The following is a 25,149-nucleotide window of genomic DNA, read 5'->3' as shown; positions in this document are numbered from 1 at the left end:
CGACGTAGTGCACCAGTCGCTCCGTCAATTCTCCCTCAAGCAGGACGTGTTGTCCTACCCGCCTCACAACGCGGGGTCGACTCCCAGTCGAGCGGCCAGGCTGCGCAGCGCGCTGTTGCGGCGCCGCTCCGCCTCCAGCATCTCCCGCACCGTCGCCGACGCCAGGGCCTGAAGGCGAATCCACTCCGGCTGGTCCCGCTCCACCTCCAAGAGGGTGGCGAGAGCGCCCTCGCTGTCTCCGGTCTGGTACTGCGCCTGCGCCACGTCAACCCGGTAGGCCGCGGAGTGCACCGGCCGGGAGATTTGGCTCACCCGGACGTCCCCCGCGAACTCCAGCGCCTTGCCCGGCCGTGACCGCTCACCGGCCAGCGCGATGTTCACCTTCTGCGTGCGGACATCGACCACGCTGAACGCGGTGCCGTACGCCCTCACGGGGCCCGAACGGACCGCAGCAGCCTCCGCCCCGGACAGTAGCTCTATGGCCCGGTCATGGTCGTCACGGCGCGCTGCCGGCGTCGCCGCAGCAACCAGTAGGTTCCCGTAGACCGCGAACTGCGCCGGGCTCCCGCGCAGGAAGCTGGGCTCCAACGCTTCGGCCTTCCGGACGGCGATGTCCTGCGCCTGCTCCCACCGGCCCTGCCGCAGCAGCACCCACGACAGCGTGGACACCCCCATGCCCTCCATCAACGGATCGCTCGCGCGCTCTGCGGCGGCCAGCTGCTTCTCCACCGCGGTGTACGCCCAGTCCGGGTGGCCAGCCTGCGTAGCGAGGCACGCGGCCAGCTGATAGGCCAGGGCGAGCTGCTGCCACACGCGCTCCGTCGGCGCCTGGCGGACGACCGCGCGGCCGTCCCGAAGGAGGAGCGGCAGGGTGGCGGACAACTCCGAGTACTCGCCCTGCCAGTACTGGGTGGTCGCCGCCTTCACGCTGCTGACCCACGCGTGTTCGTCGGGCACCTCGTCCAGGTCATCGTCGGCCGGGACGCCGGGCAGAGACCGGAGGTCCTGGATCGCGTCACGCAGCGCGATTAGCCCCCCGTCCTCGTGGAGTTGCTGGGTCATGGTGGGCTGTCCTACCAGACGCTCCAGCTGGACATCGAGGGCCCGGGCGAGCGCGCGCAGGGTGGTGATGCGAGCGGACTGCCGCTGCCCCTGCTCCAGCTTGCGGATTGTGTCGACGTGGACACCGGCTCGTTCCGCCAGCTGTTCCTGGGTGAGGTCGCGGAATTCGCGCAGGCTGCGGATGCGGTCACCGATCGTGCTGTTCATCAGTACCCCCGCCAGAAGGTATGTAGGTCTCCACGGTACTGCGCTGGACACCCGGCGTGATCTGTCGTGCGCGCGGTGGTGCCCGGCATGACGAAACGGCCCCGCCCTCCCCTTAGGGAGAGCGGGGCCGTGTTCAGATACCAATGTCGTGCAGGAACGTCCGCGCCTCCTCGGGCACGGGCTGCGGCGGCGGCGGGGGCTCCAGCTGGGACTGGCGGATGAAGGCGACAAGGGTGCGCAGCCAGGCCGCCAGGTAGCGGATCGTGGTGTCCTGCGCGGTGATCCGCTCGCGGTCCCGCTCGGCGTCCGCCTCTTGCTCGTCGATGCGCTTCTCCAGGCGCTCGATGTGCTGACCGAGCCGGTCGGTGACCGCGGTGAAGTCGTCGCGCCGCTCGGCGGCGCGCGGCCGGCGGCGGCCGATAACGGCCGTGACGACGCCGCCCGCGGCGGTGACGAGGGCGACGGCCAGGGCGCTGAGCGCGGTCAGCATCTCAGGTCTCACGAGGTGGCTCCGATCGTGCGGGAGGCTCGTCCCAGCCGATCGCCACCAGGCAGACCGCCCCGAACGCGCCGAAGATCGCGGCCGGGATCCAGCCGGTCTTCGACTCGGCCAGCGGCCACCACGCCGCGAAGTAGGCGCCGGCCCACGGCGCGGTGACGCCCCACACGGCGAGGAAGCCGGGCCAGTCCCGGCGCTGTGGGAGCCAGGCGCAGACCAGTGCGGTGGCGCCGGCCAAGACCCACAGCCAGGCCCAGCCCGTGAAGGGCATGAGTTTCAGCAGCAGGAAGATCCCGCGCTCGTCGGCGGTGGGGGTGGTGAGCTGCCCGTAGCCGTAGAGCGTGGCGATGACGCCCTTGAGGGTGAGGAGGGCGCCGCGGCGGCCCAGCTTCTTGCGGAGCCGCCGGGCCGCCGCGCGCATCAGACGCCCTTCGCCAGCGAGGCGGAGTTCCTCACCCCGCCGAACGCCCGCGCCACCATGCCCTTCAGCACAGTGCCCGCTGCGGCGATGCCGGCGGCCGCCATGGTCTCCCAGAAGCTGGCGTGGAACATGTCGGCCGGACCCGCGGCGATGGCGACGCCGCCGGCCGCCACAACGGCGGTGGCAAGGGTGCGCTCGGCGAGGTCTCGCGCGTACGTCTTCGCGGTCTTCACCACGGTGTCGGTGTCGGTGTCGGGAAGGTTCAGGGGCTGGGACATGGGGGTCCTCGATTCAGACGGGCTGCGCCAGCTGGCGGCAGCCGATGACGGTTCCGGTGGCGTTGCGGACTTCGCGGTAGGGGACGAGCAGGTCGCCGCGGCGCGGGGCCAGGGCGAGCGCCACGGGAAGGGACACGACGCAGGACACACCGTCCCGCTGCGTGGGGATGCCCTGGACGTGGCCGTAGGAGACGAGCTCGACCCGGAGGCCGTCCCGGTACTCGGTGCCGAGCGGCAGCGTGTCGAGGCGGGCCGGTGTCGGCTCGGGGTCGATGACGCGCAGCAGGCCGGGCTCCAGGTCGTCGATGCCGTCGGGCCGGTCCGGGCTGTAGAGACGGATCGGGTGCGGGGTGAGGTTCAGGATCACGCCAGCAGCAGCTTCCAGGTGAGCGGGCCCGGGTAGCCGTCGGCGTCGCCCGCCAGCTCCTTGCGAGAGCGCTGGAAGTCGGCGACGTTCCGGCGGGTGTGCTCCGTGAAGCGCGGTCCGGGCTGGTAGCCGTTGCCGTCGTGGTGCCGGGTGAAGCCCTTCCGGATCAGCGCCCGGTCCAGGCGGACGACGGCCGGGTTGGACTTGCCGAGCACGAACGCGGACCGGCCCGGATACGGGGCCGCGGTCGTGCTGGGCGTGGTGCTGGCGCCGGGCAGGTAGCCGAGCAGCTGCTGCAGCGTCACCGCGCCCGGCACACCGTCGGCGTCCTGATGCGGCGCCGTCCCCGTGTAGCCCAGGCTGACCTGGAAGTCGCTGTAGTTGAGGGTGTCGGCGTCGCTCCACGTCGGGCCGGGCCCGACGCTGTAGTGCCGGCCGAAGCCACGCGCGACGAGGGCCTCCCCGACCTTGGTGACGTGCGACCCGGTCGCCCCGTACCCGTACGCCAAGCCGTTGATCGTGACCTGGTAGCGGGCGATCTCCGTCCCGCCGGACGTGCCGCCGCCCGTCGGGGTGGTGCCGTCCGGGCGGCGCGCGCCGGCCTGCACCCACGCGTACAGCGGCTCGCCGGGGCACTGGGTGGCGTAGCCGTCGCGGTGGCCGAGGACCTCGCTTCCGGCGGCGCCGTCCGTGCGCATCCACTCGATGGCGTCGACCAGGCCGTCGAGCTGTGCCGGGGTGGGCTGGACGAGGCCGGAGGAGCCGAGCATCGCGCACACCGCGTAGTCCTTGGCGTTGAGCGTCTGGTTGCCGTTCGCGCCGGTCTTGCGGTGCACGCCGCGGCCCTCGAAGACGTAGCCGTGCGGGCAGACGACGGCGTTGTAGGCGATGTCGGAGTAGTCCTCGGTGGGGTTGGCCAGGTGGGCGGCCTGGATGTCGCGCATGTGGCCGGCGCAGGCGCTGTGCGCGTCCGGGTCGGCGAGGGACTTGGGGACGTAGGCGCCCTCGTAGTGGATCTTCACGCCCTGGGTGCTGGCGATGTAGACCAGCTCGTACCGGGACGGCTGGGCGCCCCACTGCGCGCGAGTGACCAGCTTCATCGGGTACCGCCCTTCCGGGACCAGGTCCCCGCCGTCGTGCCTTCAGGCCGGGAGGTCGCCCAGAAGGTGTCGTTGCCGTCCAGGAGGACCTGGAGGTTGCAGGTGATGGTCGACTCGGCCCAGACGCGCACGATGACGGCCGGCAGGGCATCGCCTTCCTGGACCGAGTTGCCGACGTGGCCGATGAAGCCGGTGCGGCTGTCGGCGCTGTTGCTGGTCCCGAAGTCCTTCCGGCGCCGGTTGATGTTGGCGGCGTCGTGCTCGGTGAGCCGGTAGAGGACGACGTCACCGGCGGCCGGGGTGGTCGACGGCCCGGCAAGGGTCTCCCGGCCGGTGTTCGAGGCGGCGACGACGGCCCAGTTCTTCGCGGCCCACAGCTCGTCCAGGGCCTTGGTGACCTCCGGCCCGGACAGGGTCTCGGTGAGCTGGTGCGCGAGGGCGTGGAACGGCCGGGACACCTCCTGCAGCGCGGCCGGGAGGTGGTCGTAGCGGAAGTTGTCGAGCATCCGCGCGGTGGCGGGATGGATCTCTGTGGCCATGAGGCCCTCCAGACATGAAGAAGGCCCCGCACCGGACGGCGCGGGGCTGAGACGAGGGGTGGGCAGGGTCAGGCGGCGGCCTCGTAGTTGCCCCAGACGCGGATCACGTCGCCACTAGCCCACGTCCACGGAGTGACCGCGTCGATCAGGCCGCCCGCGGTGACCGCCACCGCGTCGACCCGGCCGGTCGACACCTCGAGCTCGATCGTCGTGGTGCTCGTCAGGCGCGGCCGAATGCCCAAGCGGCCGCCGGTGTTGGCCACGGAGACGTCGTGCGCCTCACCCTGGCCGACGATGCCGCTCGTCGCGGCCGCCGGGACGGGCATGCTGAAACGCCAGTTGTCCGACGCTCCGCCGCCACCGAACGCGGTCGTCGTCCCGAAGACGATCTCCATGCGGTAGTAGACGGTGAGCGCGGACTGCGCGTACCGGGCGGTCACCGTCGCGTTGTTGAAGGCGGGCAGGTTCGCGCCGGTGGAGGTGGTCCACACGGGCGTCCAGTCCTGCCACGTCGGGCTGATGGACAGCAGCCGCCCGGCGGTGATGATCATGCCGGGTTGCCACGGCTCGTACGCCACGCGGTCCTCCTAGAGTGCGACTCGGGTCGGGTAGGCGAGCCGTAGATCCGTACCGGCCGCCTGGCTCTTGACGATGCCGTTGACGGAGCGGACCACCGTGAACGTCTGCGGGCTGCTGCCGGTGATGCCGGTGACGGTCATCACCTCGCCGCCCACCCGGATCAGAAACGGCGTCTCGAACCGCCACACCGGGCCGGCCGTCACCGCGACCTGCAGCTGCGTCGCCACCTCGTCCACGGCCGCGGCCAGCTGGCTGCCGTCGGTGTCGACGATCCCGTACGCCGTGTCACCGACCGCCCCCACCCGCCACGGCCCGGCCGGCGCGCACACCAGGTCGATCTCCCACGTCCGCACGCCGATCCGTTCCGTGTAGCCCTGGACCAGGAGGTCGATCGGGCCGGGCGGCAGGAACTCCGGCAGGTCGGTGATGCGGATCAGGTCGCCCTCGGCCAGGTCGAGGATCGCGGGGATCAGCGACGGCATCCGGTGCAGCTTCAGGGTGATCGTCGGGTAGCGGGCCTCGTCCCAGGTGCCCAGGTACAGCAGCCACCAGGCCATCGGCTCCGTCTGCTCGTCCGAGTACAGGTTCAGCGTGATCGAGTCGTCGTACCGGCCGATGCCCGCGGGCGGGTCCTGCGTCGACAGGGCGCCCGCGGTCAGCTCCGCCCGCGCCGATGAGCCGCCGTCGCGTTCCACCGTGACGTCGTTGCGGACGCCGCTGTCGTCCTCGACGGGCTCCAGCGCCCCCAGGGCCCGCGACGTGTACGGGATCGTGAGCACCGGCTGCTGGTTGTACAGGCTCGTCCGGGCGCGGTAGCGCAGCCCGAGCCGCTCGCGGTCCTCGACCAGGATCCCGCCGTCCGCGGCCGCGCACTGCTCCATCACCTCCAGCAGCGTCGCCGGCCGCTGCGGTCCCATCCGCGCCGTCTCGCTGTGGGTGCCGGTCACCGTGACGGGCAGGTTCTCCTCGACGGCCAGGCGGAGGAGCCGGGTGGCCGCGGTCTCCCCGGCGAAGCCATCGTCGGCGCTGGCGTAGACCGTGACGCCTGCGGACACGGCCGCCGGGGGTGGCGTGCCGCCGACGTCGAAAACGCCGAGGTGGCCGATCGACATGCCCTCGAAGTTGGATCCCCAGCTGCCCTTGACGCCGGTGACCCGGCCCGGGCTGCCGGTGTACACCGTCCTCGAGTACCACCAGGTGTTCGCGACGACGTCCAGCCAGCCGACGGTGACGTACGTCTGCGATCCGGTGGTCGCCGAGAAGATCTGCAGGCGGTTCCAGCGGCCGGCGAAGGCGGCGATGCCGGCCGGGGTCGTCACGGTGAAGAACGCGATCGAGGTGCCGTCGCTGTCGAGGACCTGCACCTTGATCCCGGCGGTGGAGATGCGGCACACCGCCTGCGTCACGCCGCCGGCGCCGGGGGCGAGGGTGACGGTGAGCATGGTCTGCTCGACGACGGGCAGCGCGGGCAGCTTGTACACCATCTCGACGTGCCAGCCGCCGGACTGGGCGCCGGTCACCCGGCCGTCGAGTGTGGCGATCGGGCCGAGGACGGGCAGGGTGCCGGACCCGGAGGGGTGGTCGTCGCTGCCGAACGTGAGCCCGGTGACCTTCAGCGGCTGTCCGCCGACGGTCGCGGACGACGCCTGGGTGGACAGCTCGCCGTCCTCCATCGGCCAGTACGCCAGCGGCCGCCCGGACGGGATCCGGCGCCGCAGCGTGGACGCCAACGCCTTCTTGCCCTGGTTGAGGCGGCGCAGGATGCCCGCGCCTTCGCCGGACACCGTGATCAGGTGACCGCCCGCGGACCACTTGGCGGGCCAGTCCGAATACTCACCGACGAACCGCATGCGGCGGTTGGTGATGGCGGCGCCGCCGGACAGCGTCCACGCCAGCCCGGTCGCGTCCACGAAGGAGGTGGCACCGCTGGTCTGGGCGGTGAAGTCCACCGAGGCGACCAGCGGGCCGCCGATGCCGTTGCGGACCTGCAGGGCGTAGACGCTGCCCACGGGGAGCGTCCGGTCCAGGCCCTCGATGTCGCCCACGGTGAGCGGGGCCGTCGACGCGTAGATGGCGCCGGCCGGTGTGCTGACCGGCGCCCCCAGCTGCGTCCACGTCCCGGTGATGGACGGCGCCGTGTAGTAGGTGACCGTGCCGGTGACGCTGTCCCGGGTGACGCGCAGCGCGAGCCGTCCGGACGGCGGTACCGACACGGGGACCGTCGACACGAAGCTGTTGGCGACGCCGCCGTCGAGGCTCGCCCGCAGCGCGAGGCCTCCCGACGCGGTCAGGCTCAGCTGCCAGGAGCGCTGGTTGCCGACCGGCGCGTACTTGCCGACCAGCTTCACCTCGCTGCCGGCCTGCCAGTTGAGCAGGGCCAGCTCGATCCGCGCGTCCAAGCTGCCCGTGAGGTTCAGGGCGGGCGCGGTCGGTGTGGAGGCGCGGGCGGTGGGCGCGTCGTCGGGCAACACCAGCCGCTGCTGGCCCGCCTGGACACTGAGCCGCATGGGGGTGTTCCGGCCGATCTTCCCGAAGTACGGGCTGCGCGGGTTCCGCGGTGAGAACAGGCCGTCGGGGCTCTTCAAGGTGAGGGAGCAGGAGGCCGGGTCGACCTCCTGCCCCTCGCCCGTACGCCCGCGGGTGTGGGTGATGACGTCCCGGGTCATCGCGTACGGCGTGACGTCGGTCCACACCCCCCCGATCTGCATCTCCGTCCGCGCGCCGAGCGGGTCCTCGGGGAACGCCATCAGCCGCTTCTCCTTCCTGCGAGCACCAGGTCGACGTCGCCGCCGCCCTTCTTCCGGATCCCGCGCCGCATCCGCTCGATCATGTAGTCGTCCTCTGCCTGACCGGACGACCGCAGCTCCAGCACGACCCGCTGAGACGCGGCCGCGCGGGCGCGCCCGCTCGCCATGTCCCACGAGCCCGGCGCCGGCGTCTCCACCAGGCTGGCCATGCTGCGGTTCACGGCCGTGCGGCCGCCTTCGATGCCCTGCCGCAGGCCCTCCGCCGTGTACGCGCCGACCTGCGCCATCACCCGCGACGGGCTCTTGATCCCCAGCGCCCTCCGGATCGCCTTGGACATCGACCGGGCGATGCTGAGCATCTGCTTCTCGATGGCCTTCTGCTGCGACTTGAGGCCCTTCACCAGGCCCTGAGCGGCGTGGATACCCGCGCCGTACATGGCGTCACCGGCGCTGGCGCCCGCCTGCCCCGCGGCCTTGACGAGCGCCGCCTGCGTCGAGTTGATCTCCTTGATCTGCCCGGCGCCCGCGGTCGCCAGCGCGGCGGCCGCCGATCCGCCCTGGGCGACGCCGGCCTGCGCGATCTGCGCGATCAGGTCCGCGCGCACGCCCTTCTTCCGCAGCGTCGCCAGGTTCTTCGCGAACTGGGCGGCGGCCGCCTGGGACTCCTTCAGGCCGATGAGGATCGACGCGGCGGTCTGCGGCCCGCCACCCGTGTCCTGCTTGGTGATGTTGGCGTCGTCCAGGACGCCCTTCTTCACGTCCGCGGCGAGCTTGTCCCGGTCCTTGATCAGGCTGTCCAGCTTCTTCTGGGCGGCCTTGATCCGGGTCCCGACCCGGTCCCGCTGAGACGCCAGCCGGGCCAGCTTCTTCGTGTCGGAGCTGATCAGCTTCAGCGCGCGGGACTTCCGGGCGCCGCGCCGCATGCTGTCCGAGACGATGTCCGCCAGCCGTGTGGCCGCCGACCGCACCTGCTTGGAGGAGCCGGTGAGGCCGTCGATCAGACCGCGGGCGATCCACCGGCCCTGCGCCTTGGTGACCTTCGACGGGGAGTGGATGCCGAGGGCCTTGGCGATGGGCCCGGGGATCATGGCCTTCGCCCAGCCGATCAGCTGCGACCGGATCCAGCCGCCCATGGAGCGGATGCCGGACCACAGGCCCTGGACGACGGCCACGCCCTTGGACACCAGCAGCCCGCCCAGCGACCCCAGGCCGCTGGAGATCCGGCCGGGCAGACCGCGCACCCACGCGACCATGCTCAGCGCCCTCGCCACCGAGGCCGCCTTGAAGCTGGTCCAGGCGGCGCTTGCCCGGGCGGTCACGGCGGAGCCCAGGCCGGCGACCGCGGCGCTGGCCCGGCCGGGCAGCCCACGGAGCCAGGCGAGCAGCGCCGACAGCTTCGCGACGGCGTAGTCCTTTGCCCGGCCGAAGTAGCCGGACACCATGCCGGGGACCGCGCCCAGGAGCCCGACCGCGGCGATGACACCGTCCTTCGCGGACCGCACCTTGCCGACGATCCAGGACCAGGCGGCTACGGTCCCGGCCTTGATCCGGTCCCAGTAGGCGATGACCAGCACCACCAGGGCGCCGATCGCGAGCCCGACCCAGCCGATCGGGCCGAGCGCCATCACCCAGGCTGCCGCCATGCGGCCGCCGGCGATGAGGGCCTGCACGCCGAGGGTGGCGAGCACGGGCACCAGCACGGCGCCGACGACCGCGGCTGCGGCCTTGACCTCGCCTTCGTGGTCCCGAAGGAAGCCGTAGAAGCGCATGAAGCCGGGGATTACGGTGGTGCCGAGGAAGTCCACGACGCCCTGCTGCAGGCCACGCTTGAACTGCTCGACCTTCGCGCCGGCGTTGTTGCGGAGGCTGTCGCCCATGCGGTCCGCGGCACCGCCGACCTTGCCCAGGGCGTCCGTCGCTTGGGACGGGTCGAGAGCGAAGAGCGCTTTCTGGGTGTCCTCCGCCTTCGTGCCGAACAGGGTGAGCGCGAGCTGCGCGCGGTCGGCCGGGTCCTTGACCGCGCGGAGCCGGTCGAAGACCTTGTCCAGCGCCTTCGCCGCTCCAGGGCCGCCCTTCGAGAAGGCGGACTGCATCTCCTTCCCGGACAGGCCGATCTTCTTGAAGGCGGCGTTGACCTCCTTCCCGCCGCCCTGGGTGATCAGGACGAACTCCTTCAGGGAGTCGGCGACTACATCGGTGTCCCGGGCGCCGGCCTTCATGCCTTGGGAGAGCAGGCCCGTCGCCTGGGTGGCGTCGATGCCCATCTGCCGGAAGATGGTGCTGTACTCGTTGAAGGTGTCGGCGATGTCGTCCGCGCGCGGGCCCATCTTCTGGAGGCCTGCGGTGAGCGCGTCGACCGCCTCGCGGCCGTCCTTCGCCAAGCCGGTCTTGATCATCTGGCCGACGGCGTTTGCGGTCTGCCCCAGGTCCAACTCGAAGGTGCTGCTGAGGTCGGACACGTTGGTCGCGATGGACTTGAGCTGGGCGTTCGTGGCGCCCGGCGGGGCGATGCCCGCCCGCATGACCGCGCTGATCGCGTCCGCAGCCCCCTGGAAGTCCTCGGTGACCGCGTCCGCGTACAGCTGTCCCGCGATCTTGCCGTAGCGCTGCGCCTCGGCCGGCGTCTTCCCGAGCTGAGCGCCCAGCCGGCCGGTGATCTGGCTCTGCTCCATGGCCTGCGCGGCGGCATTCATCAGCAGGGCACCAGCTGCGGCGCCGATGCCCAGGGCGGCCGTCTTCAGCCTGGACAGGCCCGACTCCGCTGCGGTCGCTGCGTCATCGCCCCCGTCTGCTGCGCCGTCCGTGAGCCCGTCCCCGAGGGCCTGCCCGGCCTGCTGGCCGCCGCGGTGCGCCACAGCCTCCGCTTCGAGGGCAGCTGCGCGGACCGCGTCGACCAGCTCGCCGCGCATGTTCCGCCACTGGCCGTCAGCGCCTCGGACGAAGCCTTCGCCGAGGTCCTGCCCGGCCTGCTGTCCGGCCTGCGTGGCGTCCTGTCCGATCCGGTCGCCGGCCTGCCGCATGGCTTGCTCTGCGCGGCGCAGAGCAGGATCCACCGCGCGGTCGTCCACGGTCATGATCGCGTTGAGTTCGCCGACGGTCAGGGCCACGGCTCACCTCCTGCGGTGCTGGGGCTGGTCGGGAGGCGGAGCGAAGTGCCGCTGGAGGCGGGAGTCCGTGCTGAGCAGGCCGTAGATGCGTGCCTGGAGCCAGCGCCAGGAGCGGCGCCGGAGGATGCCCGACTCGACGTCGATGCCGTACTCGGAGTGCAGGTCGGCCTCGATGAGAGGCCAGAGGGACAGGAGGTTGTGCCAGCTCAGGTCCGGCGCTTGCCCTTGCCCTTGGCTTTGCTTCGGTGCGGGGATCCCGCCCTCGTACCACTCGTAGAGGCCGGTGACGGGGTCGTACTCGCCGCAGCCGACGCCGAGGAGCCGCGCGACGCCCGCCGACGGGCCTCCCTGTTCGGTGCTTTTCCCGGCTGCTGCCCCGTCCGCCAGAACTGGATCGCGGTGTCGCGGTCGGTGGTCACCCAGAACATCGCGGTCAACGCCACGTGCTTGAAGGGCCCCCACTTCACCTCGCGGATGAGCGGCTCGTACGCGTCGCCGAGGCACATCCGGTACAGGTCCAGCTCCTCCTCGTCGCCGAGGACCGGCGCGTCCGGTGCCTTTCCGCCGGCCGCGAGCCGGGCCGCCAGCGAGGTGATGCGCTCGATCTTCAGCCCGTCCTCGGCGGACGGGTCCTCGATCCGGTACACGCGGAGCTGCCCGTCGCGGCCGCGGACGGGCAGCTCCAGGTAGTCCTCGAGGAAGTCCTCGAGCGCCTCGAAGTCGGTGTTGTTGGTCATCAGGCCACCGGGTTCGGGATGAGGAGCAGCGGGCCGTCGCCGGTGAGGGTCATCTCGACCTGGTCCAGGGCGGTGTACTCGCCGCCGGACGGCTTCCAGGTGACCAGGGCAGTGCCTTCGTAGGCCTCCGGGAGGCCGTTGCGGTCGTAGTACCGCAGGTGGACCTGGGAGGCGCTGCCGAACGCGAACGCGGCGGCGCGCAGGGCCTCGTGGGTGGGGTGGTACACCTTCACCTGGTCGTTGATCCGGCGGTTGATCGTGACGCCGAGCTCCCAGGCCTGGCCGGTCTTGGTGTTGCCCGCCCAGCCATCGCTGTCGTAGTCCGACGAGTCCTCGATGTTCGGGTCCGCGGACGGCTCGAAGCTGGTGACGCCGGGCACGAGCTGCCAGTCCGAGCCGTCCTTGGCCGCGGACATGTCGATCTCCAGCCGCCAGCGGCGGGCGAGGGCGGTCACCGGGGTGGGAGTGGTCATTGCGGTCCTCCTAGTCGATCAGGTGAGCCCCGGACCGCACGGTCCGCACGGTCCGGAGGTAGTAGTTGCTGGTCAGCTCCATGCGGCCGTGGGTGTCCTGGCCGATCCACGCCTGGGACTGCCGCCACGACAGGGCGACGTGGACGCCGCCGCAGGAGTAGTGCTGCCGGTTGTGCAGCGCGGCGAACACGGCGTCTGCGAGGTCGTCGACCGCGTCCGGGTCCCGCCCGGCGCGCATGCGGATCTGCACGCCGGTGATGGCGTCCTCCAGGTCGCTGTCCTCGACCGGGTAGGCGGTCAGGCCGAGCGCCCGGTCGGGCTGGTCCGGCATGACGCCGCGGAAGATGCCGGTGTCCTGCTCGCCGATCACGCTGTCCGGCCGGAAGATGCCGATGCCGGCCTCCTGAAGGAGCGCGGCGACGCCGTCGAGGAGGCTGCTGGTGTAGCCGCTCACCGCAGGGCCCGCCGGAGCTGGGCGGCGATGAGCGCGGCGACTTCCTGGCGGGCGGCGTTGAGGCTGTTCTCCAGGTACTTCGCGGTCCGGCCCGGCGCGTGACGCCAGGTCAGCTCCTCGTGCTGACGCACTGCGTACGGGGTGTCGTAGGAGACCATCGCGGTCAGCGACAGCGCGTCCACGCTCGCCGTCCCGGACCGCTGCAGCGCGGCCTCGTCCAGCGGCACCACCTCGTTGCTCTTGCCGAGGACGTGTTCGGCGGCGAGGAACACCCCGCGCGCGGCGCCCGCGCGCAGCTCGCGCTGTGCTGCGGCCCCGTTGAAGCGGATCCGGACGTTCTGCGGCACGACGCCTCCCTATGCGAGTTGGATCTCCACGTGGTTGGGGGTGCCGAGGCCGCGACCGTCGCGGTACATCGTCTGGATCACGGTGGTGACCCGGCCGGACGGCAGCGTCACCCGGGACAGCGGCGGCGCCGCGGCCTCCTCCGGCCCGGCGTAGGCGGTTGACGTCGAGGTGACCTGCTCGCCGCCCGGCGAGCGGACCGCCCGGGTCTGCTCGTCCACGAGGCAGCGCACCGTGCGCGGAGGCCCGTACTTGGGGCCCTTGCTGGTCTCGCCGAGGTAGTCCTCGACCGTGATGGTGTGCACCAGGAAGCGGCGCGGGATGCTGGCCATCAGTACGCCGCCCAGGCGACCAGCTGGAACTTGCTGGCGGGCAGGGCCTGCAGCGCCCGGAGCAGGCGGGGCGCGTAGTACGCCGGCCCGGAGCGGTTGTCGCCCGCGCCGTACTGCAGCTGCACCGAGCCGATGCTGACGCCCTGCAGAGGGCCGGAGACGTCCGTCTCCTCGCCGACCTCACCCCAGAAAGCGACCTGCGCGCACACCGCCTCGGCGAACGCCGCCTGCACCTCGGGGTCGGTGGGCAGGCCCGCGGTGTCGACGTCGTACACCGCGGCCTTGAGGAAGTCGCGGTCCAGGAGGCGGGAGGCCTCCAGCAGCAGCCGGCCGGAGTCGAGGGGCGGTGCTGCCCCGAGGTACTCGGCGAGCTGGGTGGTGGTGGCGTACACGCGGCCGGCCGGGCCCGCGCCGGGGGTGGGGGCGACGGACACCAGCTGGTGCTCGACGCTGGCGCCGGTGCCGGTCACCGTCCACGTCAGCCGCCACACCCCGGCCAGCGTGTAGAGGACGGGGGCTGTCCAGGTGGCGCCGCCGTCGCTGCTGGTGGGCACCGGGGTGGTGATGGTGCCGTCCGGGGCGGTGACCGCCAGGGCGGCCAGTGTGTCTGCTTCGTGGGGGGTGACGGTCAGGGTGGCCGTCACCTGGTCACCTACGCCAACTGGCATGCAGCTCACTCCCGGTGGTCGTGGCGGTCAGGGTGGACGTGGCGCGGGTGGCGGCTGCCGTCGCGGCCTGGGAGGTGGTGGTGGTGAGGTCGGCGGCGGGCCGGGTCGCCGGGGTCAGCACCGGTGTGGGTCCGTGGCCGGGCGGGGCGCCGGACGCCCGGCACGCCACGGCGGCGGGCAGCCGGGCCCGGGTGAGGCGGGCCGGGCTCCCGGAGCCGGTGGAGACGGTGCCGGCGGCGGTCGTCCCGCGGTGGGTCGGCCGGGCCCCGGCGGACGCGGGCAGGGCGCCCGCCGTTGTACGGCCGGTGCTGTGCCGGGCCGCGGTGCCGTAGCTCGTGCCGCCCGTGCCGACCGGGCTGGTGCCCGCCGCGGTCCGGGCGGTCCGGGCGGTGCCGGACGCGACCGGCGCGCCGGGCCCGCGGCCCTGGCCCGGGCGGGCGGCTGCTCCCGCGCCTGCGGTGCGGGCGGCGCTGTGGCAGGCGCCCGTGCCGTGCCGGATCGTCCGCCCGGCGCCCGCGGTCCCGGCCGCGCTGGCGGTCGGGGCAGTGCCCGTGCCGGTGTGGGTGCCCGCGCCCGTGCTCGCGGCCGCGGCGAGGGTGCGGCCGCTGGCGCGGTCGGCGCTGGTGGCCGTGCCGCTGCCTGCGGCGCACAGCACCACCCGCCCGGTCCCGGCGCGGGCGGCCGTGCCGACGCCGACGCAGGACGGCCCGGCGACGAGCTGCCCGCTGCCGTACCGGATGGTGCTGCCGCTGCCCGCCGTGGCGGCCGCGGTGATGCTCGTCGCCTGGTGGGTGGCTGCGGACGCGGCCCGGACGGTGCCGTAGCCGCCGGCGGCGGCCCGTGCCGCGGCGTGCCGCTGGCCGCTCCCGGCGGCGTCGGCGGTGGCCGCGGCCGCGGTCGTGCTCGCGCCGGCGCGTACGGCCGTGCCCGTGCCCGCGGTGTGGGCTGCCCCGGTGAGGTGGCCCGTGGCGTAGCGGACGGTGCGCCCGGCGCCCGCGGTGGCGGCGGCGGCCGGGGTGAGGGCCTGGTGGACGGTCGCGGTTGTGGCTGTGGCGGTGCTGTCCGCGCCGGCGGGGGTGCGCCCGCTGGCGTGGTGCCGGCCGGACGCGGCGGCCGAGGCAGCAGCTGCTGCTCCCCCGAGCGCGCTCGTGCCCGCGGTGGTGCGTGTGCTCGCGCCCGCGGTGCGCGGGGCGCCGCACAAACGACCGGTGCCGTGCCGGACCGGGCGGCCGGCACCCGAGCTGGCGGCCGCGCCCGAGCCGGTGCTCGTGCCCGCCCGCGCAGGCACGCCCGCGCCCGCCGTTGCGGCGGCAGCCGGCGACGGGCCTGCCCCGTGCCGGGCCGGGCGGCCGGTGCCGCTGGTCGTGGCCGCGGCCGTTGTGCGGCTCTTGGCGTCGGGCGGGAGGGCGACGAGGATCGGCACCTGGTCACCCCCCGACGGTCAGCTGACGGCGGCCCAGATGTTGTTGGCGTCCGCGGTGAACGAGGCCAGGGTCACGCTCGCCGGGAGGGACGTCTGCGACGGGCCGAACCGACAGAACCGGTAGCCACCCGAGCTCAAGTTGGCGTTGCCCGGGGTGAAGTTGCCGAGCGTCGACCCGCAGGCGAACGTCGGCGACGTCGTCCCCGCGAACAGCAACGCCACGTAGTACCGGCCCGCGGCCGCCGCGTACGACGAGGTGAGCGCCATGGCCTTGTGCCCTGCGCTCGCCCAGCTTGTCGACATGTCGGCCGTGACGGCGCGGCGGGTGCCCGTGGAGTCGTACAGCCCGGCGAGGCACTGCCCGGAGGTGAGCCCCGATCCGGCGGCGCCGAGGAGGGCGTGCACGGTGCTGATGGTGGCGGCCTGCCGCAGCTGCAGGCCCACCAGGTAGATGTACCCGGCGGTCAGCGTGGTGCCGGTTGTGCTCGAGCAGGCCGGGTCGAACGTCCACGCGGTGAGGCCGTGATCGGCGGGCGCCCACTCCGAGGGGTAGGCGGGTGTGCCGTGGGTGTGGTCGCCGCGCGAGTAGGTGGAGGCGCTGCCTGCGGAGGCCGTCTGCCCGAAGGTGGTGGCGGCGGTGACCGTGCTGGACGGGGTGCCGCCGGAGGGCGGGGTCTGCCACGTTGCGGCCGTGCCGGAGGTGGCGGTGGGGACCTGGCCGACGGTGGGGGTGCCGGTGACCGCGATGCCGTTGATCCGGGCGACGACGGGATTCGGGTAGGTGCCGGACAGGTCGCCGCCCGCGCTGCCCGTGGGCTGACGCGAGTCGGAGAGGCGGGCGTCGTTGCCCGCGGCCACCGTCCCTGCCGTCGTGCCCACATTCAGCGTGGCGGCGCCGCCGAGCCCGAGGGCGGTGCGGGCCGCGCTGGGGTCGGCGAGATCGGACAGGTTCAACGCCCTGCGTAGCGTCCCCGTCTCCAGGGCGGCGACCCGGGCCGCCGTCCCGGCCGGGGCCAGCCGGAACCGGGGCCCGGCGCCCTGGGACACCCACAGGTCCCCGCTGTACCCGTCCGGCCCGAGGAACGCCGGCACCAGGCCCGCGCTCGTGGACACCAGCGCGCCGAGCGGGTTGCCGGTGGTGTCCTGCAGGTCGGTGACCGGCGAGCCACCGGACGCCGCCTGCCACACCGTCAGCGTCGCCCCGCCGACGAGCGCCGCGACCGGCCGGTCCACCCCGCCCGTGTCGGTGACGGTGGCCGCGCCGATCGTCCAGTCCGCCGGCGCGCCCCCGTAGGTCAGCCTGGCCACCGCCCACCCCCCATTACAGTGCGGTCATGTCCAGCGTGAGCCCGCCGTCGGCGGTGATGAGCTGGCCCGCGCTGCCGTACGTCTCCGGCACGACGGTCTGCCACCACAGGTGACCGCCGGAGGTGAGGTCGATGGCCGACCCGCCCGACGTCGCCGCCAGCTGGAAGCCGTTGGTGGTGGAGCCGACCACGTAGTAGACGGTGCCCTCGGCCAGGCCGCCCGGCAGCGCCTCATCCATCAGGCCGTACACCAGCACCCGGGCACCGGCCGCGAGGCCGTGTCCTGCGCTGGTGAGGGTGTTGCCGGTGGCGTCCGCCGTGGCGACCGCGTGCCGGACGCCGTTCAGCGGCGCCCAGCCCAGGAAGCTGCCGCCGGTGGGGGCGGTCCAGTAGCCGTACGCGGCCACCGTCGCCCCGCCGGGCACCTCGTGCGTCATCTGCCCGGAGGAGTCGACCACGCCCGCGGCCGGGGCACCCCAGGTGACGGCCTGCCGGGCGTAGGAGCCGCCCGACAGCTCGTTGCTGCCGGCGTCGTTGGGGATGGCGGAGTGGAGGCTGATGTGGGTGATGGCGTCCGTGAGGCCGCCGGACAGGGCCGCTGCACGGCCGAGGTCAGTCAGAGGCATGGCCCTCTCCTGTCGGTGATGGCGCGCACGCGGGGAGGCCGAGGAGGTCGGGCTCCCCGCGTGTGCGTCGGGTGCTGGCTACGCGGACGCGCCGACGATGCAGATGTCGTACGACACCGTGCTGCCGCCGCCGCTGTTGGCGATGCGGAGGACGTCGCCGGTGGACGCGGTCACGCCGTACGTCGTGGCGTCCGCCGCGCCCGCGATCGCGGCGAGGACCGTGCCGGGTCGGAGCGTGATGGTGCCGGTGGCGTTCAGCAGCGTCGCCCAGGCGTTGCTGCTGGCGTTGCCGATGACCACGTTGTTGCTGTTCGCGGCCGAGGCGGCGATGAACAATCCCTTGACCCTGGCGAAGGTGATGCTGGCCCCGAAAGCGTCGGTGAGGACGCCCGCCAGGTCGAGGTCGTCGGTGCCGGACGCGGCGATCGTGCGCCGCGCCTGGAACACCTTGTCGGCCTTGCCCGCGCCGGTGCCGGAGGCGAGCGTCACCGCCCGGGACAGGCCCGCGGGAATCCGGGCCGTACCGAGCCCGGACGAGCCGGTCAGCTCCGTGAAGGCGCTGACGGCGAGCGTGCTGGAGAGCGCCATCAGCTACGCCCCCTCGCCGTACTTTGCGACGAGCATGTCCTTGGTGAGCTGCGGGATCTCCTGCCGCTCCTCGTCGGACACCGCACGCTTCAGCGCGTACTCGATCCAGGCGTCCTTCGGAGCGGACTTGGCCGGCGGGTCCCCGGCCTCCTCCTGCTGCTCCTTGTACTCCGCCTCGGCGGCCGCGCGCGGGCCCTCGGTGCTCGTGAGCGCGGTGCCCGGGGCGGTCTGCGGCCGCTTGAGGACGCTGTCCGGGGTGACCTCGCCGGGCTGCTCGTCGCCCTCCAGGCGCTCCCAGTTGGACAGCGCCTCCAGCCGCGCGTCCTGCTGCTCCCGCTCGACGACCTCGCCGGTGTTGGAGTTGTGGTAGCGGATCATGCGGCGTCAGCTCCCTTGATCAGCACGGCGCGGTTGGGGTCGAGGGTCTTCGTGCCGTACAGGCAGTCGACGGAGACGACGGTCTGCTTGTACTTGATGTCGTAGTCGTAGACCACGCGCAGGGCGAACCCCTTGTAGTTCATGATCGTCGCGTCCTGGGCGCCCGGAGGGACCTCCAGCGTGCGGGTCACGAGCGCGAACGCGGTCTTGTGGAAAGCGACGTCGACCTCGGTGGTCGGCTGCCCGGTCGCCGGGTTCGCGGCGGGCCCGGCGATGTTCTGCGTCATGTACGGGTCGAAGCCCGAGACGCGGGCGCCGAACTGCGCCTCGGTCAGGCCCAGGGTGCTGCCGCGGTGGTCGGCGTAGCGCCACGCCTTCTCCGCCACCCAGCGGGCCTTCGTGCGCGGGCCGACGACGACGTAACGGTCCGACGGCGGCACGTTCTTCGTGTCCAGGACCGCGCCGGCCTCGATGAGGACGCGGGAGTCGGACCACGGGTACTCGCCGCCGTAGTTGTGGTCCTCACCGGCCGCGTCCTCCGGGACTGCGCCGACCTCCTGGGTGATGTCGTCGCGCAGCGCGAGGATGTCACGGTCGATCTTCTGGGCCATGGCCTCCATCGCCGGGTCCAGGAGCTGCTCGCCGAAGTCGTTGATCTCCAGGGTGAGCTGCTCGGTCGTCACCGTGAAGGAGACGTCCGGCATGTGGTTGAGCACGACCGGGAAGCCCGACTCGGTCGCGTTCTGCGGCACGATGCCCGTGCTCCGGTTGAACTCGTTCGCGGTGAACACCGCGGGCTTCCGCACGGTGATCGTGTCGCCGACGCGGCCGGCGAAGTCAGCCTCGTAGTCCCGGTACACGAGCTGCGCCATGTGCGTGGTCTCGTACAGCGTGGCCAGCGCCCGCCGGGCGATGGTGTCGGGGGACAGGAACGTGTTGGCCATGGGGCCCTCTCTCTACGGTGTCAGCCGCCGCGCGCCTTCCGGCGTGCCTCGCGGTGGGCTTCGATGGAGTCGTCCTTGGGGCGTCCTCCGGTGCCTCCGGAGAAGTCCCCTGCGGTGCGCGCGGGCGCCTGGCCCTGCGCCTTGAGCTTGGGGTTGGTCTCGACGGCCTTCTTGATGGCCTCGGAGACCTTCTTCGCGAACCCGTCCTCGCTCGGGTCGAGGCCCTTGATCGAGTTCAGGAAGGAGCGGGAGTCGGTCAGGGCGTCCGGGTCGGCGCCGTGCTTGCCCGCGCTGCGGTAGATCGCCAGCTCGATCGCGGTCTCGCGGTGAGCCGCGGTCGCCTGCTCGATCTGCGCCTTCAGCGCAGCCGGGTCCGGCGGTGTCTCCTTGTCGTCCTTCACCAGGCCGAGAGCCTTGCCCAGCTCCTGCACGATCGCGTTGCGGGCTTCGTCGGCCGCCTGCTTCTTGGCGTTCGTCCGCGCCTTCGCCGCGTCCGCGTTCGCCGCCTTCAGCTCCTTCTGGAGCCGGGCGATCATCGCGGCCGGGTCCTCGTCGCCGTCCTTCTTCGCCTGCGGCTTCGGCTTCGGCTTGCCGTCGTCCTTGCCCGCGTCGTCGTCCGAGGCATCGTCGTCGCCGGTCCCGCCGGCGTCGTCGTCCTGGTCGTCGTCCGCGGCGCCGCCGTCGTCACCGCTGTCGCCGCTGCCGGATCCGGAGTCGTCTCCGTCCCCGCCGTCGGCGTACAGCCAGGGATCGAAAGGGCCCGTGGCGTAGGGGTGTGCCCAACCGGCACCGGCCAGCCGGGGGAGGGTTCGCTTCTGCATGCGTGCACTCCTGGTGCGCGTCGGGGGTGTTCGGCCCCGCGCCTGGCGGGGGTCATGCTGTTCCGGCCCGCACCCGGCGGGCGGAAGACTCTGTGGGCCCGCGCAGGCGCGGGCAGTATGGGCGCATGACACAGATCTCGTTCGACCTGCACCGCTACGACGGGCCCGCGTCGGTCAACGGCGTCGCCTTCGCCCGGGTCCGCCTCAGCGAGAGCGCCGAGCGGCACGGCGAGGGCGTCCTGAAGTCCTGGGAAGGGACGGCCGAGGTCTCCCGAAGCACGGCCCCCGAGGTCACTGCGGACTGGGCTTCCGCCGGGCCGGTCGAGGTCCGGCTGCCCGAGGGCGGCACTGGCGCGGCGTACATCACGGGCATGACGCTCAGCGGCAACGCGGTCGGCATCGAGACGTGGACGCTCGACCTCACCGGGAAGGGCCCGTCGCCGATGGGCTAGCGCGCGGTCGTGAGCTGCTCGCGGTGGCTCTTGCGGGGCAGCCCGGTGGCCGCGGTCAGCTCGCGAATCCGGGCCTGGTACGCGCGCACTCGCGCGGTCGCGGCCGTGCGCGCCTGGTCGTCCATCGCCGCGGCGCTGCGTCGCTTCCACTTCCGGACCTGCCGCTCGAGGTAGCGCTGCTGCTGCGTGTCCTCGTACGTGCCCCGGGAGGCCTGCGGTTCCGGCACCCGGGACGCACCGGGGAGGTACGCAGACACGGTGTGCCGGCAGTTCGGGTGCAGCAGCCCCGAGGCGCGCGCCTCCTCCAACGTGCCGGCCACCTGCACGGTGACCGTGCGGTCGTCCTCGAGGGCGTGCTCCACCTGCACTGCGCGCGCACCGGGCGCGCCCGTACGGGCGAGGATCTTCCGCTCCCACGGGCGGCACAGCGGGCACTCCTCCGGCGCCTGCGACACGATCACCAGGTCCACCCCGGCGGCGCCGAGCCGGTCGGTGTGCGCCTCGACAGCGGCCCGGCCGCACGCCGACCGCATCGCCATCTCCACGTAGGACCGCATGTCCCACGAACGGCCGGCCCGGTCGACGAACCCAGTGACGCCTCGGTTCGCGAACTGGTCGAGGGCGGCCTGCGCGGCCTGCCGGCGTGTCTGCGCCCCCAGCGCGGGGGCCGCCGCCGCCCGGGCGATCACCTGCCGGTACACGTCCAGGGACTGCCGCAGGATCCGCAGGTACACCGGCCGGGTGTCGTCCACGACGGCGGCGGCCAGCCGGTCCACCACCGGGGCCGTGGGCACCGCGGCCGCTGCGGCCGCGGTCTGCCCGACGCCGAGGGCCCCCAGCTCGGCGACAGCGGCTTGCTGCCCGCGCTCGTACGCCTCCGTCAGCGCGTGCCCGATCGCCCCGGTGGCGTCCTGCTGGAGGGCACCGATGACGGTCTGGATCGCGGCCTGGAGGTCGCCGACGGCGGCGAGCTTCAGCTGGACCCACTGCGGCGAGTCGAGGCCCTCGGCGAGGGCTTCGCGGATCTTCTCGATGAGGACGGTGCCGGCGGCCTCGTACAGGTCGGCGACCGCGGCGGCGAGGTCCTCGGCCATGGCCGGGGAGACGGGCACGGCCGATCACCTCCTCTACGGGAGCGCGCCGCTCTGCATCGGGTCCGGCACGGCCATGCCCTGCTCCTGCTGGATCCGCTGCACCTCGGCGCGCACCTGGTCCTCGTCCCACTCGGGGTGCACCCACCGCACCTTCGTCTCGATGGACGCGGCCTGCGCCTGGGTGAGCACGTTGACGGTGTTCGCCAGGGACAGCGGGTCCTCCTGGACGGAGTCCTCGAACTCCACCGTGGGCCGCTGCGGCGTCACGTCGGAGCCGAACACGATGCGGTCGACGGCCAACAGCGCCTCGATGACGTGCGCCAGCGCCGGCCGCCAGCGCAGGATCTTCCGGCCGCGGGTGGTCATCGAACGCCGCTCGCGGGCCGTGACCTCGGTAGCGGTGACGGCGACGTCGCCGCCGATGCCGAAGGTCTGCCCCGAGTAGCCAGCGCTGCGGAGGATCTGGTTCACCAGGTCCTCCGCAGTCTCCTTGTGCTCCTGCACGCGGATCGCGAACTGGGCGACGGTCAGCGCCATGCCGTCGCCGGAGCGGAGCACGTTGACCCCGGCGAACGCCTCCTGATCCGGGTTCCACGAGGCGCCGCGGCCGGGCCCGTTGGACTGCAGGTAGGTGTCGGGGACGATGATGCGGCCCTTGCCGATGCGGATGTCCCGCATCCAGCTGGAGTAGGTCTCGTCCAGGGCGTCCATCAGCGGCTCGACGCCGTCCAAGTCCGAGCGGCCGAGGTCCTGCAGACGCGGTGTGCACCTCCACCGGCGGCTGCTCTGGTTGGGGATGTACACCACGTCCAAACCGTCGTACCCGGTGAGGATCGCCCCTTCCTCGTTCACCAGGGGGGCGAAGCCCTCGGTGGCCGGGTGGTCCTCCAGCGGCACCGGACGGCCGAGTTTGTCCCGCGTGCCCTGGTACAGGCCGTGCAGGATCGCCCCGGGCTCGTGCCGCTCCAGGTGCCGCCAGACCTGCCCGTCCTCCTCGGCGACGACCTTCCAGAACGTGACGGCCGCGAGGCGGCCCCACCGGAACTCACCGACGGCGCGGTCGGCGTGGACCGCGTCGAGCCATGGCCGGTCCGCGATGTCGGTGTCGTAGACCGGCCGGAGGTACACGCCGCCGAGCGCGGCGCCAACCTCGGCCGCGGTCTGGAGGGTGGCCAGCATGCCGTCGTCGGTCAGCTCGTCGAGGCGCTTCTGGGTGTTCTCGTCGTCCACGACAAGCTTCGGCGGCTCGCTGAACAGCAGATCGGCGCTGCCACCGCAGAGGTCTCCGGCGATCGGCACGTGGAGCTTGGTGCGCCGCTCGCCCGGACCGGTGGGGGTGCCCCACCACCAGCGGGCGATCCGGCCCACGACGCCGCCGGCGTACTGAAGGCGCTTGGGGTCGGGCGCGCCGCCGGTGCTGCCCCCGTAGAGGGTCTCCAGCCGGTCGGGGTCGCCGCTCCACCAGGCGTCCCAGGTGTGCATGGCGTCGAGAGCCGGAGCGAGGTAGGGCGGCGGCCAGGCGATGTCACTGGTCGGCAGTGGCATCAGACTGCCTCCCGTTCCATGAGCAGGTGCGCCAGGCTCAGCCACGACGTCGCCAGCTCGTCCAGCCGCTCCATCAGGGCGAGGTTCGTCTCCAGCTCGGCCGCCCGCAGGAGGCGGGCAGCGTTCTCGATCGCAGCGTCGGGCGTGATGGGCTGTGCGGGCGTGTCAGCCATCAGGCGGCCACCTCCAGTCGGGTCGGCAGGTACGGCCGCCACAGGGCCTCGGTCGTCCGCACCCCGTAGCGGAGCGCGTCACAGCTGTGGTCGTTCTCCTTGATCGGCTTGTCCTCGCCGCGCTCAGCTGCTTCGTCGTCCCAGCTGTAGCCGGGCAGCTCGTCGATGAGACCTTCGGCGGACTCGTGGATGAGCAGGCTGCCGGTGGTCAGGAGGGAGGACACGGTGCGGATGCCGTCGAGGACGGTGTTGTCGGCCGCGGTCACGCCGGCCACTCCGTCGCGGTGCAGCTGCTCGATGTACGAGCTGGCGGACGGGTCCACGATCGTGTATTCCGGCTGGACACCGATCACGTTCGCGCCCGGCTGTGGGACCCCGGCCAGCCACTGCCGGCGGGCCCGCGAGTACTCGGCGTCGGTCATCTGCTTCCGCTCGCGGCGGGAGTCGTAGCGGTACTCGGAGACGACGTACAGCCGCCGGTCGGCGCCGAGTCCGATCAACAAATCCGCGTACGGGTTGACCGTGCCGTAGTCGATCGCGTCGCACAGCCAGCGGTCGATGCGGGGGAGCGTCGAGACGACGTGCTTGTTCACGTCGAACTGCTCGTAGATCGCACCCTCACTCTGCACCCAGTGGCCGAGGATGTATCGCCGGTACCAGAGGCCGGTGAAGTTCCGCCGCATCCGAGCCTTGTAGTCCTCGTCCAGGGCGGGGTTGTCGTCCATGACGAAGTGCCAGGTGCGGATGCCCAGCTCGTCAGCCCGGTTCAGCCACTCTTTCTTCGCCCAGTGGCCAGGATTGTCCGGGTTGGTCGTGGCGAAGATCAGCGCGCCGGACACCGACATGCGGTCGACCAGGCGCTTGAAGAACTCCTTCGGGAGCAGCGTCAGCTCGTCCACGTATGCGCCGGCGCCGGTGAGGCCGCGGAGCCGCGCCTCGGCCTTGGCGTCGTTGGCGGTGATGACCTCGATCTGCCGGCCGAGGATCCACGCGACGCTGGAGCCGCGCGTGTACGAGATCAGCTTGGCGATCTCGGTGCCGACGATGCTGGGGTCCTGGAGGGGCCCGAAGACGTTGCGGGCGACGGTGTCGTAGGTCTTGCCTACGACGACCAGCTGGCCGCCCTGGGGGGCCTGCACGACGTACATCAGCCAGCGCAGGAGGCTGGCGATGGTCTTGCCCGACCGGACGCTGCCTTCCCACACGTTGAGCCAGGCCGTGGAGTGGGCGATCGAGCGTTCCTGCTTGTCGGACAGGCGCAGGTTAGTGGTCTCCATGGCGTTCGCGGAGCTGATCGAAGAGGCTCGTGAGCAGCGAGCCGACCTTGTCGGCGCCGCCCTCCTCCTTCGGCGGGGCAAGCTTCAGCGACCGGTCCAAGGCGGTCGCCACCAAGGACATGTACGCCCGCTTGTCGCCGGGCGTGGGTTCGGGTGCCGTGAACGTGTCGAAGTCGTGGTCCTTGCCACCCCAGTCCCAATACTCGTGCGGCTGGTTGATCTTGGCGGCTTCACGTTCGGCGATGTCGTGGAGCTTGATGGCGAAGGCTGCGCGCCGGGCGGCCAGATCGGCCTGGCGGATCTCGGTGGCCTGCCGGACTTCGGCGGCGCGCGCGAAGCTGATGCCGAGGCCCTTGGCGATCTCGCTGATCGTGCGGCCGGAACGCCCCAGAAGTTCGGCGATCTCGTTGCGGCCCTTGCCTTCGGCGTGCAGCTCGCGGACGCGCTTCCGGTCTTCGTCGGTGACCGGTCGGGCCTTGCCCATGGCGGTCACCCCCTGGACATGGCGAAGGCCCGCGCGGTGGCGGGCCTTCCGGTGCTTCTGTGTCCGGGCACGCCGGACTTGGCCCCAGGATGGATCATGTCGCCTGGGGATGCAAACAGGTC

29 protein-coding genes are annotated in these 25,149 nt (G+C 72.6%); 1 reads left to right on the top strand and 28 read right to left on the bottom strand.

Going from position 1 to position 25,149, the window contains the following annotated elements; all coding sequences use genetic code 11:
* Window positions 1-63: 63 nt before the first annotated feature.
* The 23 genes from ABZ261_RS02685 to ABZ261_RS02575 form a co-directional block, all read right to left on the bottom strand.
* Window positions 64-1,269, bottom strand: a complete 1,206-nt coding sequence (locus tag ABZ261_RS02685; protein WP_356854750.1) for a helix-turn-helix domain-containing protein — start codon at window positions 1,267-1,269, stop codon at window positions 64-66.
* Between the two features lie 133 nt (window positions 1,270-1,402).
* Entirely contained in the window at window positions 1,403-1,771 is a 369-nt protein-coding gene (locus ABZ261_RS02680) for a hypothetical protein (RefSeq protein ID WP_356854749.1), read from the bottom strand.
* Window positions 1,761-2,189 (bottom strand): hypothetical protein, encoded by a 429-nt coding sequence (locus ABZ261_RS02675; protein ID WP_356854748.1) that lies wholly within the window; start codon window positions 2,187-2,189, stop codon window positions 1,761-1,763. Before ABZ261_RS02675 ends, ABZ261_RS02680 begins: the two co-directional genes overlap by 11 nt.
* Window positions 2,189-2,467 carry a hypothetical protein gene (locus tag ABZ261_RS02670; protein WP_356854747.1) on the bottom strand — a complete coding sequence of 93 codons (279 nt, stop codon included), beginning with the start codon at window positions 2,465-2,467 and terminating at the stop codon, window positions 2,189-2,191. Before ABZ261_RS02670 ends, ABZ261_RS02675 begins: the two co-directional genes overlap by 1 nt.
* Before the next feature lie 13 nt (window positions 2,468-2,480).
* Window positions 2,481-2,834, bottom strand: coding sequence for a hypothetical protein (locus ABZ261_RS02665; RefSeq protein WP_356854746.1), 354 nt, complete (start codon window positions 2,832-2,834; stop codon window positions 2,481-2,483).
* Entirely contained in the window at window positions 2,831-3,934 is a 1,104-nt protein-coding gene (locus tag ABZ261_RS02660) for a peptidoglycan-binding protein (protein WP_356854745.1), read from the bottom strand. The genes ABZ261_RS02665 and ABZ261_RS02660 overlap by 4 nt, the downstream gene beginning before the upstream one ends.
* A complete protein-coding gene (locus tag ABZ261_RS02655; protein WP_356854744.1) occupies window positions 3,931-4,473 on the bottom strand; it encodes a hypothetical protein in 543 nt (180 codons plus the stop codon). The genes ABZ261_RS02660 and ABZ261_RS02655 overlap by 4 nt, the downstream gene beginning before the upstream one ends.
* 68 nt (window positions 4,474-4,541) lie before the next feature.
* On the bottom strand, window positions 4,542-5,051 hold the full coding sequence (locus ABZ261_RS02650; RefSeq protein ID WP_356854743.1) for a hypothetical protein: 510 nt from the start codon (window positions 5,049-5,051) through the stop codon (window positions 4,542-4,544).
* A gap of 9 nt (window positions 5,052-5,060) precedes the next feature.
* Window positions 5,061-7,799, bottom strand: a complete 2,739-nt coding sequence (locus ABZ261_RS02645) for a hypothetical protein (RefSeq protein ID WP_356854742.1) — start codon at window positions 7,797-7,799, stop codon at window positions 5,061-5,063.
* Window positions 7,799-10,906 carry a phage tail tape measure protein gene (locus ABZ261_RS02640; protein WP_356854741.1) on the bottom strand — a complete coding sequence of 1,036 codons (3,108 nt, stop codon included), beginning with the start codon at window positions 10,904-10,906 and terminating at the stop codon, window positions 7,799-7,801. The genes ABZ261_RS02645 and ABZ261_RS02640 overlap by 1 nt, the downstream gene beginning before the upstream one ends.
* Window positions 10,907-11,112: 206 nt before the next feature.
* Window positions 11,113-11,643: a hypothetical protein gene (locus ABZ261_RS02635; RefSeq protein ID WP_356854740.1), complete on the bottom strand. Its 531-nt coding sequence runs from the start codon at window positions 11,641-11,643 to the stop codon at window positions 11,113-11,115.
* Window positions 11,643-12,116, bottom strand: coding sequence for a hypothetical protein (locus ABZ261_RS02630; protein ID WP_356854739.1), 474 nt, complete (start codon window positions 12,114-12,116; stop codon window positions 11,643-11,645). Before ABZ261_RS02630 ends, ABZ261_RS02635 begins: the two co-directional genes overlap by 1 nt.
* 10 nt (window positions 12,117-12,126) lie before the next feature.
* On the bottom strand, window positions 12,127-12,570 hold the full coding sequence (locus ABZ261_RS02625; protein ID WP_356854738.1) for a minor capsid protein: 444 nt from the start codon (window positions 12,568-12,570) through the stop codon (window positions 12,127-12,129).
* Window positions 12,567-12,917: a hypothetical protein gene (locus ABZ261_RS02620; RefSeq protein ID WP_356854737.1), complete on the bottom strand. Its 351-nt coding sequence runs from the start codon at window positions 12,915-12,917 to the stop codon at window positions 12,567-12,569. The genes ABZ261_RS02625 and ABZ261_RS02620 overlap by 4 nt, the downstream gene beginning before the upstream one ends.
* Before the next feature lie 9 nt (window positions 12,918-12,926).
* Window positions 12,927-13,247 (bottom strand): hypothetical protein, encoded by a 321-nt coding sequence (locus ABZ261_RS02615; protein ID WP_356854736.1) that lies wholly within the window; start codon window positions 13,245-13,247, stop codon window positions 12,927-12,929.
* Complete coding sequence (locus ABZ261_RS02610; protein WP_356854735.1) at window positions 13,247-13,915, bottom strand: hypothetical protein; 669 nt, start codon at window positions 13,913-13,915, stop codon at window positions 13,247-13,249. The genes ABZ261_RS02615 and ABZ261_RS02610 overlap by 1 nt, the downstream gene beginning before the upstream one ends.
* A complete protein-coding gene (locus ABZ261_RS02605; protein WP_356854734.1) occupies window positions 13,896-15,338 on the bottom strand; it encodes a hypothetical protein in 1,443 nt (480 codons plus the stop codon). Before ABZ261_RS02605 ends, ABZ261_RS02610 begins: the two co-directional genes overlap by 20 nt.
* A gap of 18 nt (window positions 15,339-15,356) precedes the next feature.
* Window positions 15,357-16,646, bottom strand: a complete 1,290-nt coding sequence (locus ABZ261_RS02600; RefSeq protein WP_356854733.1) for a hypothetical protein — start codon at window positions 16,644-16,646, stop codon at window positions 15,357-15,359.
* A 13-nt stretch (window positions 16,647-16,659) separates the two neighbouring features.
* Window positions 16,660-17,271 (bottom strand): hypothetical protein, encoded by a 612-nt coding sequence (locus ABZ261_RS02595; protein ID WP_356854732.1) that lies wholly within the window; start codon window positions 17,269-17,271, stop codon window positions 16,660-16,662.
* Between the two features lie 78 nt (window positions 17,272-17,349).
* Window positions 17,350-17,859, bottom strand: coding sequence for a hypothetical protein (locus ABZ261_RS02590; protein ID WP_356854731.1), 510 nt, complete (start codon window positions 17,857-17,859; stop codon window positions 17,350-17,352).
* 3 nt (window positions 17,860-17,862) lie between these two features.
* The gene (locus ABZ261_RS02585; RefSeq protein WP_356854730.1) at window positions 17,863-18,237 is read right to left on the bottom strand and encodes a hypothetical protein; all 375 of its coding nucleotides are present in this window, start codon (window positions 18,235-18,237) and stop codon (window positions 17,863-17,865) included.
* Window positions 18,234-19,181, bottom strand: coding sequence for a P22 phage major capsid protein family protein (locus ABZ261_RS02580; protein ID WP_356854729.1), 948 nt, complete (start codon window positions 19,179-19,181; stop codon window positions 18,234-18,236). Before ABZ261_RS02580 ends, ABZ261_RS02585 begins: the two co-directional genes overlap by 4 nt.
* A 20-nt stretch (window positions 19,182-19,201) precedes the next feature.
* Window positions 19,202-20,002 carry a hypothetical protein gene (locus ABZ261_RS02575; RefSeq protein WP_356854728.1) on the bottom strand — a complete coding sequence of 267 codons (801 nt, stop codon included), beginning with the start codon at window positions 20,000-20,002 and terminating at the stop codon, window positions 19,202-19,204.
* Between the two features lie 125 nt (window positions 20,003-20,127).
* Between ABZ261_RS02575 and ABZ261_RS02570 the strand changes: the two genes are divergently transcribed.
* Window positions 20,128-20,454 carry a hypothetical protein gene (locus tag ABZ261_RS02570; protein WP_356854727.1) on the top strand — a complete coding sequence of 109 codons (327 nt, stop codon included), beginning with the start codon at window positions 20,128-20,130 and terminating at the stop codon, window positions 20,452-20,454.
* Here the strand turns inward: ABZ261_RS02570 and ABZ261_RS02565 are convergent.
* Genes ABZ261_RS02565 through ABZ261_RS02545 form a run of 5 tightly spaced genes read right to left on the bottom strand, consistent with a single transcriptional unit; the run spans window position 20,451 to window position 25,027 of the window.
* Window positions 20,451-21,566, bottom strand: a complete 1,116-nt coding sequence (locus ABZ261_RS02565; protein WP_356854726.1) for a phage minor capsid protein — start codon at window positions 21,564-21,566, stop codon at window positions 20,451-20,453. The genes ABZ261_RS02570 and ABZ261_RS02565 overlap by 4 nt on opposite strands.
* 15 nt (window positions 21,567-21,581) lie before the next feature.
* Window positions 21,582-23,093 (bottom strand): phage portal protein, encoded by a 1,512-nt coding sequence (locus ABZ261_RS02560; RefSeq protein WP_356854725.1) that lies wholly within the window; start codon window positions 23,091-23,093, stop codon window positions 21,582-21,584.
* Window positions 23,093-23,266, bottom strand: a complete 174-nt coding sequence (locus tag ABZ261_RS02555) for a hypothetical protein (protein WP_356854724.1) — start codon at window positions 23,264-23,266, stop codon at window positions 23,093-23,095. Before ABZ261_RS02555 ends, ABZ261_RS02560 begins: the two co-directional genes overlap by 1 nt.
* The gene (locus ABZ261_RS02550; protein WP_356854723.1) at window positions 23,266-24,543 is read right to left on the bottom strand and encodes a PBSX family phage terminase large subunit; all 1,278 of its coding nucleotides are present in this window, start codon (window positions 24,541-24,543) and stop codon (window positions 23,266-23,268) included. The genes ABZ261_RS02555 and ABZ261_RS02550 overlap by 1 nt, the downstream gene beginning before the upstream one ends.
* A complete protein-coding gene (locus tag ABZ261_RS02545; RefSeq protein WP_356854722.1) occupies window positions 24,530-25,027 on the bottom strand; it encodes a helix-turn-helix domain-containing protein in 498 nt (165 codons plus the stop codon). Before ABZ261_RS02545 ends, ABZ261_RS02550 begins: the two co-directional genes overlap by 14 nt.
* Window positions 25,028-25,149 lie beyond the last annotated feature (122 nt).

It is taken from the genome of Streptomyces sp. NPDC006193, from assembly GCF_040613915.1.
Taxonomy (GTDB): domain Bacteria; phylum Actinomycetota; class Actinomycetes; order Streptomycetales; family Streptomycetaceae; genus Streptomyces.
This window is presented reverse-complemented; position numbering and strand designations above follow the sequence as displayed.